This is a genomic window from Rhizobium sp. SRDI943 (genome assembly GCF_057653695.1).
In genome coordinates this window covers 2,522,114-2,534,843 of sequence record NZ_CM172787.1, presented here as the reverse complement: position 1 = coordinate 2,534,843, position 12,730 = coordinate 2,522,114, and the positions used below count along the sequence as shown (strand labels likewise).

Genomic DNA, 12,730 nt, shown 5'->3' with positions numbered 1-12,730 from the left:
TTGCGCTCTGCCAGAACGGGTGGTGTCTTTTCTTCCATTCCCGGTGGCGCTCATTTAAGCGGGCGCCCGACGCTTTCTGCCGGCGCGCTCAATTTTTACGAGCCATTGCGGGAGGCAGGTCTGCTTCGAGCGGCGGTGTTGCGGCTAGATCAACGCCTCATGCGAGAAGCTCGAAACCGACGCCTCGAAGACGTCCTTCACGGCAAGCCTGAAATCGTGGCTGGTGACGTTTCCGGCCGCGTCGTAGGCTTCGGCAGTGAAGGTCAGGCTGTGTGTGCTTTCGTAGTCGATTGCAGCCTTCGTCTGGATCTTGTTGCCGACGAGCTTGAAGATGCCGTCGGCATCGTCCGTCAGCCGCCATTTCACGGCGCCGCCTTCCGGATCGACCGCCGTCAGCAGGCCGACCGAGGTGCCGATCGCGATATTCTCGGAGACCGAGCTGCGCGAGAAGGCGAGCTTGGTTGGCGCCTGGTTGACAGGGGTTTCGTTGACGTCGAGGACGTTGATCGTGATGTCCTTCTGGACGGTGACCTTGCCGTCCGAAACAGCCACCTTGATCGTGTGCGACTTGTCCGTCTCGTAATCCAGCGCCTTCGAGGTGACGATGCGGTTGCCCTTTATCCGGAAGTGATCGTTCGCCCCGTCAATCAGCGTATAGGTGAGCGCGTCGCCATCCGCGTCCTTGGCGCTGAGCAGGCCGACCGTGGTCCAGATCGGCGTATCTTCGGACAAGGCGGTTTTCGAGAGCTGGATATTGGTCGGCGCGCTATTGCTGCCGTCGAGCGTGAACTTTTCCGTGGCGAAATCGTAGACGCCATCGGCAAAGCGGGCGAACTCGACGTCTGTCAGCGTATCCGTCCCTTCCCCAGCGCTCGTCAGGATGTGATCGCCGTTGTTCATTGCGAAGGAATAATTGGCGAAATTGCCGGAGAAGATTGCCGTATCGATGCCGTCGCCGCCATTGATGGTGTCGTCGCCGGCACCACCGGTCAATTTGTCATTGCCGGCGTTGCCATTGATGATGTCGTTGCCGGCGCTGCCGTCGAAAATGTCGTTGCCGTCAGTGCCGGTAAACTCGTCGTTGCCGCTGCCGGTCTTGACGTCAATGCCGGAGGCGTAGCCGGCAATGAAAGCGCCCCGATTTCCGAGCTCGTCAGAAAGATCGAGGTGGGCGCTGTCCGTCAACACCAAGTCGGCTTTATAATTCAAGGTCGGATCGGTCGAATAGACGATCTTGTCAAAGCTTTCGAACTGCGCGCTCGAACCGGCAACCGGCCATCCCGCCGTTTCAAGGATCTCTATGTTCTTGATCGTCAGGCCCCGAAGCGACGGAGCTTCGAGACTATCAATCCCGGCACCGCCGTCGATCGTTCCGGAATTGAATGAAGCGAGTGTCGCGACGGTTATGGCATCATCGCCGTCGCCCGCATTTAGGTCGAAGACCTCAGAGGCAAAGCCGAATTGCTCGCCATCGGAGATCGTGTCGTTGCCCGCGCCGCCCCTGATGACGTCATTTCCGGCTTCGCCGTAGAGCCGGTCATTGGCGTCGCCGCCATTCAGCGTGTCATTGCCAGCTCCACCGCGGATCAGATCCTCTCCGTTGCCGCCACTCAGCGTGTCATTGCCAGCTCCACCATAGATCAGATCCTCTCCGGCGCCGCCGTTCAGCGTGTCTGCACCGTCACCGCCATTGATGGTATCGTTGCCCGCGCCCGTCGTGATCACACTGCCGTAGTAGGAGCCAGTCACGTTTGCAGAGACGGAGCCCAACTCGTCGGCCAGATCCGCCACGGACGAATCGGAAACAGTGAGGGAGACAGGTGCGGAAGGGCTGGTTTCAGAGTTACGGATAACATCGTAAGCTTCGAACTCAGCGCCGGTCTTGGTAACTGTGGCGCCGTTCGTGTCCAGAATATTCAAGGCCATATATATCTTTCCCCAAAAGATGCTTTGTACTCGGCAATATGAGACATCCCCGAAAGAACTGTTTTATTGCTCAGCGGACGACAACCCCTCGGGGATCTATGCCGATCCTCGATTAAGTTTTCAATGCAAAATTGTGTCTTTTCATTGCTTTTTTAATGAAAAACTAAGGATGAAATACTGGGGAAACGAATTTTAATTTGAGAACTCAAAGTCATGGTTTGGTTTCGTAAATAGTATTATCTTTCATTTTCGGGCGGGATGCTCTCGCGAAAATTGTGTTTTCAGCGGGTTTGTCGGTAGCGCTGCGCCGCGCGACCATTCGCGTCACTATCGCAGGTTGGTGTTTGGCTTCGACTTGTTCAGACTTCCCGCGCGGAAGAACTACACGAGCTTGATGAGTCCTGCCTTCGTCGGCCTGAATCCACAGGCGCGGTAGAAGCTGGTCAGATGCGGTTCGAAATCGACATGCAGCCACTCGGCGCCGCGCTCCCCCGCAACCCGCGTCGCTTCCCTGACCAGCCGCGTCGCGATCCCCTGCCGGCGCATGTCAGGGTGAACCGAGGTGTCGAGGATGAAGGCATGGATGCCGCCATCCCAGGCGACATTGACGAAGCCGACGAGCCGGTCGTCCTGATAGGCGCCGATATGGGCGAGGCTGCGGGAGAGGATGGGGGTGAAATCGCGGTTGTGCGGGCTGCCCCAGGCGGCGGAAAAGAGCGCGTTCAGTTCGGCGGCGGAGGGGAAGGGGTCGATGCAAATTTCTGGCATGGGGAATTCCGTCTGTGGACACGCTGCAAGCCAGAAAGGCTGATCCATAAAATCGCCCATGGTGTCTCCAAAGCGATTGCCTAGACACGCACCCATGGTGTTAGCATCCGAGATTCGTCAACCGCGCCGATTACGAAAGGCGCGGCTGACCCAGCGACACACAAACCATCTTAAACCAGGCCGCCTGGTTGGCCGGTTTGTCGTTACCGCCCCGGCCGCCCAGTCTTCCCCTTCGTCCGCCCCTTGCGCTTCTGCTCGCCCGGGTCCTCATAGCTCCCCACGCCCGTCTTCCCACGCACGACCGGCCGCACGTCATCACGCTCCGGCTGGCCTTCGAGCAGCGGTGAAAACCGCTTCGTGCTTTTGGCGGCATCCGGCTTTTCCGGCAGTGCGCCGGTGACCGGCTTTTCGGTTCGGCCGACCGTCATTTCATCGAGGTCGTTCTTGCGGAAGAGGGTCTTCTTTGTGGGCTCGGCAATGTCGCGGCCCATCTCATCCAGAGCGGGTTTGCGGAAGAGGGGGGTGGTGGTGTCGGTGCCTGGGCCCATGTCGTCGATCGAGGGTTTGGCGAAGTAGGAGGGGGTGGGCCCCTCATCCGCCCTGCCGGGCACCTTCTCGCCGGCTGGGAGAAGGGACTCGCGGGTCGCTTTGGCGTTCCGTCTGACGCCTTCCATTGCCTTTGACTCTTCTCTGGCCATGGGATCGTCCATGACCGCCAGCTCGGCGGCTTTGAGGCGTTTGATTTCGTCGCGGAGGCGGGCGGCTTTTTCGAAGTCTAGGTCGGCGGCGGCGTCGCGCATGCTCTTTTCGAGCGCGTTGAGATGGGTCTGCAGGTTGTTGCCGACGAGGTTGCCGCCATCGGCGAAGCCCTTGCCCGAGGCGCCCGAGATATCGGCGCGGACGTGGTCGCGCTCATAGACGCTGTCGAGGATGTCGTTGATCCTGGCCTTGACCGATTCCGGCGTGATGCCGTGTTCCTGGTTATAGATCATCTGCTTTTCGCGGCGGCGGCTGGTTTCCTCCATCGCCCGCTTCATCGAGCCGGTGACCTGGTCGGCATAGAGGATGACCTTGCCGTCGACGTTGCGCGCCGCGCGGCCGATCGTCTGGATCAGCGAGGTCTCCGAGCGCAGGAAGCCTTCCTTGTCGGCGTCGAGAATGGCGACGAAACCGCATTCGGGAATGTCGAGGCCCTCGCGCAAAAGGTTGATGCCGACGAGCACGTCGAAGGCGCCGAGGCGAAGATCGCGAAGGATCTCAATGCGCTCCAGCGTGTCGATGTCGGAGTGCATGTAGCGCACGCGCACGCCCTGCTCATGCAAATATTCGGTCAGGTCCTCGGCCATGCGCTTGGTCAGCACCGTGCAGAGGGTGCGGTAGCCCTTGGCCGCGGTCTCGCGGATCTCGCCGAGAACGTCGTCCACCTGGCTGCGCGCCGAGCGGACCTCAACCGGCGGGTCGATCAGGCCGGTCGGGCGGATCACCTGTTCGGCGAAGACGCCGCCTGATTGCTCCATCTCCCAGCCGCCGGGGGTGGCCGAGACGGCGATGGTGTCGGGGCGCATGGCGTCCCATTCCTCGAAGCGCAGCGGCCGGTTGTCCATGCAGGAGGGCAGGCGGAAACCGTATTCGGCCAGCGTCGCCTTGCGCCTGAAGTCGCCCCGGTACATGCCGCCGATCTGCGGCACGGTGACGTGGCTTTCGTCGATGAAGACGAGGGCGTTGTCGGGGATATATTCGAACAGCGTCGGCGGGGGGTCGCCGGGGTCGCGGCCGGTGAGATAACGCGAATAGTTCTCGATGCCCTGGCAGGAGCCGGTCGCCTCGAGCATTTCGATATCGTAGCGGGTGCGCTGCTCCAGGCGCTGGGCCTCCAGCAGGCGGCCGGCCTTCTCCAACTCGGCGAGGCGAAGCCTGAGCTCCTCCTTGATCGACTTGATGGCGCCGTTCAGCGTCGGGCGCGGGGTGACATAGTGCGAATTGGCGTAGATCTTCACCGATTTCAGATCGCCGACCTTCTGGCCGGTGAGCGGGTCGAACTCGGTGATGGCGTCGATCTCGTCGCCGAACATCGAGATGCGCCAGGCGGCATCTTCCAAGTGGGCGGGGAAGAGCTCGATCGTGTCGCCGCGCACGCGGAAGGAGCCACGGGTGAAATCCATGTCGCGGCGCTTGTATTGCTGGGCGACGAGGTCGGCCAGCAACTGGCGCTGGTCCAGCCGGTCGCCGACCGACATCTGGAAGGTCATCGCCGTATAGGTCTCAACGGAGCCGATACCGTAGATGCAGGAGACCGAGGCGACGATGATGCAGTCGTCGCGTTCGAGCAGAGAACGCGTCGCCGAGTGGCGCATGCGGTCGATCTGCTCGTTGATCGAGCTTTCCTTCTCGATATAGGTGTCGGAGCGCGGCACATAGGCTTCCGGCTGGTAATAATCATAGTAGGAAACGAAGTATTCCACCGCATTGTCGGGGAAGAAGTTCTTGAATTCGGAATAGAGCTGGGCGGCCAGCGTCTTGTTCGGCGCCAGGATGACGGCCGGGCGCTGCGTCGCCTCGATCACCTTGGCCATGGTGAAGGTCTTGCCGGAGCCGGTGACCCCGAGCAGCACCTGGCTGCGGTCGCCATTCTCCAGCCCCTCGACGAGATCGCGGATGGCGGTCGGCTGGTCGCCGGCCGGCTCGTAATCCGACTGCATGCGGATGGCGATGCCGCCTTCGGATTTGTCGGGGCGGGCAGGGCGGTGCGGCGTCCAGATCTTGCCGTTCTTGTGCAGCGGATTGCCGCTCTCGATCAGCGCCGACAGCGCTTCGACCGTGGCGGTGACGGCGGTGCCGGCCTGCAGCGACGAGGCTTCTTCCAGCGTCGTATCCATGCCGGAGACGGGATTGAGACCGGCAGCCGCGCGCGTCTTCGGGTCGGTCGAGCCGCCCATGGAGGTGCCGCGCGCCGATTTCGAGGCGCTGACGCCGCCGTCGCTGGTTTTCGTCCTGGCGGCGATTTCCACCTTCTTGCGGTGCTTGCCGGCCTTGGAGGCAATCTGGCGCTGGGTCTCGACGCCCGAGGTTTCGGCATCGGCCTCCAGCTGCTTGACCCAGTCGGCAACCGAGCCTGAGAGGGGGGCTCCCTCAAAAGACGATTGAGGGGCTTCCTCGAAGCCATTCGGGGCGGGGGATTTCTTCGGAGATCTGGCCATGGCGGGAATATGGAGAGAGTCAGCGCGAAAGTGAAGAGGGAAAGAGTACAAAAGGGAAACGAATGAATCGTTCGGATTTTTGAATAGTGGGGTGGTGTCGCTTAAGGGCGCTAACCTCGCCTTGGGCAGCGGTGGGTGTTCTCCCGCCGGTCTCCCAATAACCAAGCCGAGCATATAATCAAGCCGAACGCTGGTCCGCCGGCCCCTCCAGCCGCGCGAGGTTCAACGCACTGTTGATCAACCCGACATGGCTGAAGGCCTGCGGGAAGTTGCCGAGCATGCGGCGGGCGGCGGGATCATATTCTTCCGCCAGAAGCCCGACATCGTTGCAGATAGAAAGCAGCCGCTCGAACAGGCGCAGCGCATCGTCGCGGCGGCCGATCATGCCGAGGGCGTCGACGAGCCAGAAGCTGCAGGCGAGGAACGCGCCTTCGCCTGGCGGCAGGCCGTCGTCCACCTCCTGCGTCTCGTAGCGCAGCAGCAGGCCATCGCGCAGCAGCCTGCGCTCGATCGCCTCGACTGTCGCGACATAGCGCGGATCATCAGGCGGGATGAAGCCGACCATGCCGAGATGCAGCAGGCTGGCATCAAGCGCCTTGGAGCCGTAGGCCTGCACGAAACAGCCGAGTTCGGGATCGAAAGCCTTCTCGCAAACCTCGGCATGGATGTGATCTGCGAGCGTGCGCCAACGTACGGCGGCCTCGGGCTCGCCGTCCGCCTCGGCAATCTGGACGGCGCGGTCGAAGGCCACCCAGGCCATGACCTTCGAATAGGTGAAATGCTGGCGCTGGCCGCGCACCTCCCAGATGCCTTCATCGGGCTCCATCCAGATTTTTTCGAGAAAGGGCAGAATGGCCGCCGCCAGTTCGCGTCCGCGGTGATGCGGCGGAAGCCCGCCCTTGCGGGCCTGCAGCAGGGCGTCGGCCACCTCGCCATAGACATCGAGCTGCACCTGTTCGGCAGCGGCATTGCCGATGCGTACGGGTGTCGAGCCCTCGTAGCCACTCAGCCAGGGAACCTGCCATTCCAGCAGATTGCGCTCGCCGGCGACGCCATACATGATCTGCATCTGCGCCGGGGCGCCGGCGACCGCGCGCAGCAGCCAGCTGCGCCAGGCACTGGCTTCCTCGTAATAGCCGAGTTTCATCAGGGCGAGCAGGGTCAGCGTCGCGTCGCGCAGCCAGCAATAGCGGTAGTCCCAGTTGCGTGGCCCGCCGATCTTTTCCGGCAGGGAGGTTGTCGCCGCGGCGACGATGCCGCCCGTCGGCATGTAGGTCAGTGCCTTGAGCGTGATGAGCGAGCGTTTGACCTGTTCCGTCCACCGGCCCACTTTCGGGCATTTCGCGGCAAAGGATTGCCAGAATTCCTCCGTGTCCGGCAGCGCATATTCCACCTGCCGCTGAGCCGGCTGCGGCATATGCGAGGGGGACCAGGTCAGGGTGAAGATCTGGCTCTCGCCAGCGGCAACCTGGAAGGAGCCGACCGTGCTCAGGCCGCGGCCTTCGAGCGGGACGGCGCAATTCATGGTTAGCCTGTCCGGGCCGGCAATGGCGGTGATGCCGCCATCCTCGCCATGCGTGACCCAGGGAACGGTTCGGCCGTAATCGAAGCGAAGGTTGAGCTCCATATCGAAGGCGACAGTGCCGCTCTTGCCCTCGACGATGCGCATCAGATCGCTCGTGCCATCGCGAAGCGGCATGAAGTCGATGAGAACGGCGGTGCCGGTCTCGGTCTGAAACTCGGTTTCGAGAATGAGCGTGTCGTTGCGGTAGCGGCGCGTGACGCGGACATTTTCACCTGACGGTGACAGCGACCAGAAGCCGTTATCCTCGGCGCCGAGCAGGGCGGCAAAACAGGCGGGGGAATCGAAGCGCGGAAAACAGAGCCAGTCGATCGAGCCGTTCTTCGAGACGAGTGCGGCGGTTTCGCAATCGCCGATGAGGGCGTAGTCCTCAATGGGTACCGACACCGGAGCCTCCTTTGCATAGCAGTCGGGCTTTTAGGTAGAGGCCGTGCGCGGAGGTCAAGCGCGGAAACTAACGGGGCGGTAGGCGTGCCGGCTATCGTGCAAACTCCGGATATCAATTGTGGGAAGACCGCAGCTTTGACTGCCGCGCTCTGACGGATGATATCTCCACTGAAAGCGCGTTTCCCTTGTTCGCCATTGCCCAGGTGAATTCCGACGACCGCCGGGCGTCCGTCGTCGCTCGTGGTCAAGAGCGGACCTCCACTAGCGCCACTGCCGCAGTCGCAAAGGTGGCGAAGCTCAGGACCACCGGTCGGACTGACTTGACACAGGCTGAGGACGATTTGGTTACGGTCGCTTACGAAGCCGGCAAACCGAGCCGGAAAGCGGCGCGCCCTCAAAAGACGATTGAGGGGCCTCCTCGAAGCCATTCTGGGCGGGGGATTTCTTCGGAGATCTGGCCATGGCGGGAATATGGAGAGTCAGCGCGGAGGGAAGAGGGAAAGAGTACCAAAGGGAAACGAACTGTGTGTTCGGAAGATGGAATAGTTTACAAACTTATGGCGCTGCGAGCCGACGCACCCGCCCCGCCCTTCGAGGCCCCTTGCGGGGCGCCTCAGGGTGAGGCTCTCTTGAGCGTTGGCGCGGCATCCTCCAGCGCCGGCTATCGGCTACGGCATGCTCCAACGCCCCTCATGCTGAGGTGCGCAGCCCCCAGGGCGAAGCCTCGAAGCACGCGCCGCAGCGTGGCTGCTGGCAGCCATTGCTTTAGCCTGGAATGGATTACCGGCGCCCGTGATGTCCGGCGGCGATCATTCGGCCCAATACTGGAACCGAGATCGGTCTCCCGCAGTTAGTTTCCCAGTCACTTCACTTCTAGGTGCAACTGCCATTAGCGACCATTCTGCCTTCTGGGAAACCCCCATCTCGATCGACCTTGATACCGGCGAGCGGCTGGTTCTGCGCTCACCGCAGGATGCGCTTTATGCACTCGTCTCCGACTGGCCGGTCAATGGCGGCGTCCACCAGCAAAGGGCGATCGATTTTTGCCGCGCCTGGCTTGCCGGGCGGATGCCGGCCGAGACGGTGCGGCAGGCTTTCATCCTGGCCGCGTTGGAAGCCGGCGTTACGATCAATGATGATGAAGATGAAGACGGGGCCGGAAGCTCTGTTGTGAACCCTTCAGTGTAGGTGTGCCGACACTGATATATCCACGTCACGCGGCCGGCATCCTGCAGTCGCAACAATATTCCTATGAAGTATTGCAAATATTATTCTCGCTGTGTTTGTAGGAATACGCAGCGTTTATTTGCGCTCCGATTCTTTTAGGGATTCAGCTGAATGAAAATGAAAGTCCTTGTTTGCGTCGCGCTGCTGGCTCTCGCCGGCTGCAATGCGCCGGTGTCGCAATCCGTTGCGGATTCCCAGCGTCCTCCCTCGAGTGACGTCCGGCAGAATTTCATCAACATCGTGTTCAAGAGAAGCTACAGGCACGAAGCAGGAGAAGTCGTATGGGCCCGCATTTCCAGCGTGGTGGTGCTTGAACCTGAGAAAAAGATCTATGCTTACTGCGTGCGTTTGGTGGCCAAGCGCGGCTGGGGAGACTGGGCCTACCTCGGTGTCTCCTTCACGGATGGCAAAATATTAGGGGCGACGGTGAATGACGATCGCTGCCGCGACAAGCGGCTGCGCTACTACCCGTTTCCTGAGCTGACCGGCATGAAGACCTGACGCAGGGCGAAGGTTCCGGCCGCGTCGTCGTTCAAGGCTTTGTTGAGCGGCGGCGCGACGGCGGCGTTGGGGGGCGGCACCTCCAGCCTTCTTCATCCTGCGGTGCGCAGCCTGCAGGGCGGAGCAATGGCATAGAGATAAGCCATGTTCGTTTCCGGAAGATTAATTGGCTTGCAATTTGACGAGTTCGGCAACCACAGCGTGAGAAACAGCGGCTGCCACGTTGAGGACAGATAGACGCTGGGAAGAGGTTGGCAGCTCAGCGCTTGGCCAGCACTCGTGCCTGCACCGGCTGCTCGATCCCCTTGAGCACAAGCATGCGGGTTTCGGCGCCTGCCGCAAGGTCGGCGGCCTTCGCGGCTGTTTCGGAGGAGATCAGGATCTCGCCGGCGGCGGCCTGGGATTCGAGCCTTGCGGCCTGATTGACAACGCCGCCGATGGCGGTGAAATCGCTGCGAAAGCTTGAGAATTCGCCGATCTGGACCTCACCGGAATGGATGCCGACGCCGACGCCGAGGGTGCGGCCGGGTAATGCCTCGAGCACCAGACCGCTTAGCGCGGCGGCGCAGTTTCGCTGGATCTCCTGCGCGGCCAGGATCGCGGCGCCGGCGTGATCCTTTCTGACGATCGGAAAATTGAAGATCGCCATCAGGCCGTCGCCCATCTGCTTGTTGACGATGCCGTCATGCGCCCAGATCGCTTGCGCGCAACGATCCTGAAACAGGCTGACGATCTCGCTCAGCTGCACCGCCTCGATGCGCTCCGAAAGATCCGTGAAGCCCCTGATATCGGCAAAGAGGATGGTGGCGTCAACGGTGATCTGGCGCTGCTTCTTGACGTACTGGAAGGAGCGTTCGCAGATCGTGCAGATATCCGGGTTCATCTTGCTGCGCGTGATGCCGAGGGCGCGGAAGGGCAGGGCAAGCGGACCGCCGATCGGGATCGGCACATGCATCTGGTCCCAGCAGCCGCGACAAATCCTGGCGCTGCCGTGCCTGGTTGGCTCACTCGATGAGGCTGTCGTCATGTCGCGCAATCCATCGCCTGATAACCAAGAAATAAGCTTCCGATACTCGCCTGCTTTTTGCAACTCTGCTGATGGTCTGGGGTGACGATGACCTGAAGTATTTCATATCGAATTATGATGCGTTCATTTTGTTGAGGATGTCGAAACCCATCTTGCAAAATGCTATTCCCGGTAGATAAATTCGATCCAGTGTCATCGCCTTGTCTACAAGGTGCAGTCGATACTTTTTTAGCGAGAAGTTTGGATGACGTCTGAAGAATTGCGCAGATCGGAATATGCCTACAACAAACGTAAATTGCTCCTGATCTTCCTGGTTATAGTTGCCATCACGGCAGGAATCATTTGGCTAGGCTTCCATCCACCTGGGGATAAGGACCCTCGTGTGGCTTGGTTCTTCGTGGTGCCGGGTGCAGCGTTTTTTGGCATCCTAGCATTGCTGCTGCTGCCCAAGCTATTCTCCGTGGAGCCGGGACTCGTCATGTCGACGGCCGGAATCCGTTTGCCGAATTTCCCCGGCCAGATACTGCCGTGGTCTGCCATTCAAAGCATTGGCAGAGTCCAGACCAAATATGCGGATAACATCATTCTTCACCTTGATCCCACTGCCGCCAGGACCTTGGTCAGACGGGGGCTGACGAGCCGGCTGCCGGAATGGTTTGTTGGTTCACGCGCCAAGGTCGGCGTTGCTCTGAAGCTCTTGCGGGGCAATTCGGACAGGATATTCGATGAGTTCGTCGAATTGCTGTCCGAAGCTTACGAAGCCGAACGCCAAACCATGCAGGAAGATGGCTCGACCGCCCCGGATGATGAAGACGAAGCGTTGGAACCCGCTCTCAACAGCGGCGGGCATCCTATATTCACCTACATTCTTCTCGCCACTCTGATTGCGGTCTATGCCGGCGAACTAACCTTCGGTCTCGAGCCGCCCGTCGCCGGCACTCCCACCAATTGGACTCTCTTCGTCCTCGGTGGGACGTTTCGTCAAAGCATTGTCGAGCATGGTCAATGGTGGCGGCTGTTTACCGCACCCTTCATGCATGGAGGTATCCTCCATCTCGCGTTCAATTGCGTTTCCTTATGGTTCGCAGGAGGGCTCTTTGAACGGCTGATCGGCTGGCGCTGGTTTGCAGCGATTTTTTTCGCAAGCGCGCTTGGCGGGTCTGTCGCATCGGTGTGGATCAATGCGCCGAACACGATCGGGGTCGGCGCCTCCGGCGGGATTGTCGGTCTTTTTGCAGCCGTGATCGCTGCCAGCTTCCGTTTCCGCTCAGGGCCGATTGCAGATACCCTGCGGATCGGGGCAGCTCAAATTCTCATTCCCTCCCTGCTGCCATTCCTTTCGGCAGCAAGAGGCGGTGAGAACATCGATTATGCCGGACATTTCGGCGGCGCCTTGATCGGGGCCGCGCTATCGTCGCTGCTGTTGGCTTTCTGGCCGAGAGAACGCCCGACGCCTCGTTTCGGCGCGGCGGCGACAGCCTTCAGCACTCTGTTCGTTATTATAGCGGCGGCATCGCTTTGGCCGATCAGCAATACACGTCAATTCATCGTCAATGACCCCATGGCGAACTATTTCGCAGGAAAGTACGAGCAAGCCGCGACAGGGTTCGCCATTAGGACAACCGAGAATCCCCCGACGGCTCCCTATTATCATCTCTGGCGCTTTATGGCTCAAAGCCGGGGCAATGATACAAAGGCAATCGCCGATCTCAAGATCGCGGCCAGTAAAACCGACCAGGGAACATGGCCCTATCCCGTTTTCAGTCTCTTTCTCGGCGATTTGAAACCAGATGAACTGATGGCGAAGGCGGCCGATAGCAACCAGCGTTGCGAGGCCACATTTTACAATGGCGAATGGTATCTGTTGGGCGGCAACACCCAGGAGGCGCGCCGACGTTTCGAGGCCGCCTTGTCCTCCTGCCCCACGACATACATGGAATATGACGGCGCGAAGGGTGAATTGAACAGCCTCGGCGTGCAGTAATTCTGTGCCCGCTCGGGCCCGAAACCGACCGGGATCGGGAAAAGGCGGATGAATTCGCCAGTATCGATCACACCGCCGTGGCAGGCGGCAGACGTCTGCTTTATCTGTGTGATCGACAGCATCGCTAAGTT

At 60.6% G+C, this 12,730-nt stretch carries 8 protein-coding genes; 3 read left to right on the top strand and 5 right to left on the bottom strand.

Annotation, left to right across the window (positions count from 1 at the left end; all coding sequences use genetic code 11):
• Window positions 1–144: 144 nt before the first annotated feature.
• The 4 genes from AC245Y_RS13075 to AC245Y_RS13060 form a co-directional block, all read right to left on the bottom strand.
• Complete coding sequence (locus AC245Y_RS13075; protein WP_017994452.1) at window positions 145–1,926, bottom strand: cadherin domain-containing protein; 1,782 nt, start codon at window positions 1,924–1,926, stop codon at window positions 145–147.
• Window positions 1,927–2,307: 381 nt separating this feature from the next.
• The gene (locus AC245Y_RS13070) at window positions 2,308–2,694 is read right to left on the bottom strand and encodes a GNAT family N-acetyltransferase (RefSeq protein ID WP_026157400.1); all 387 of its coding nucleotides are present in this window, start codon (window positions 2,692–2,694) and stop codon (window positions 2,308–2,310) included.
• Between the two features lie 203 nt (window positions 2,695–2,897).
• Complete coding sequence (gene uvrB, locus AC245Y_RS13065; protein ID WP_017994451.1) at window positions 2,898–5,891, bottom strand: excinuclease ABC subunit UvrB; 2,994 nt, start codon at window positions 5,889–5,891, stop codon at window positions 2,898–2,900.
• Window positions 5,892–6,069: 178 nt separating this feature from the next.
• Window positions 6,070–7,860: a glycoside hydrolase family 15 protein gene (locus tag AC245Y_RS13060; RefSeq protein ID WP_012757954.1), complete on the bottom strand. Its 1,791-nt coding sequence runs from the start codon at window positions 7,858–7,860 to the stop codon at window positions 6,070–6,072.
• Between the two features lie 795 nt (window positions 7,861–8,655).
• Here AC245Y_RS13060 and AC245Y_RS13055 point away from each other — a divergent pair.
• Window positions 8,656–9,048, top strand: coding sequence for a DUF982 domain-containing protein (locus AC245Y_RS13055; RefSeq protein WP_012757952.1), 393 nt, complete (start codon window positions 8,656–8,658; stop codon window positions 9,046–9,048).
• Between the two features lie 150 nt (window positions 9,049–9,198).
• Window positions 9,199–9,588 carry a hypothetical protein gene (locus AC245Y_RS13050; RefSeq protein WP_012757951.1) on the top strand — a complete coding sequence of 130 codons (390 nt, stop codon included), beginning with the start codon at window positions 9,199–9,201 and terminating at the stop codon, window positions 9,586–9,588.
• Window positions 9,589–9,847: 259 nt separating this feature from the next.
• Here AC245Y_RS13050 and AC245Y_RS13045 read toward each other — a convergent pair whose 3' ends face one another.
• A complete protein-coding gene (locus AC245Y_RS13045; RefSeq protein ID WP_026157398.1) occupies window positions 9,848–10,615 on the bottom strand; it encodes an adenylate/guanylate cyclase domain-containing protein in 768 nt (255 codons plus the stop codon).
• Window positions 10,616–10,859: 244 nt separating this feature from the next.
• On the opposite strand from AC245Y_RS13045, the gene AC245Y_RS13040 reads away from it, so the two are divergent.
• Window positions 10,860–12,599 carry a rhomboid family intramembrane serine protease gene (locus AC245Y_RS13040; protein WP_012757949.1) on the top strand — a complete coding sequence of 580 codons (1,740 nt, stop codon included), beginning with the start codon at window positions 10,860–10,862 and terminating at the stop codon, window positions 12,597–12,599.
• The last annotated feature ends 131 nt before the right edge of the window (window positions 12,600–12,730 follow it).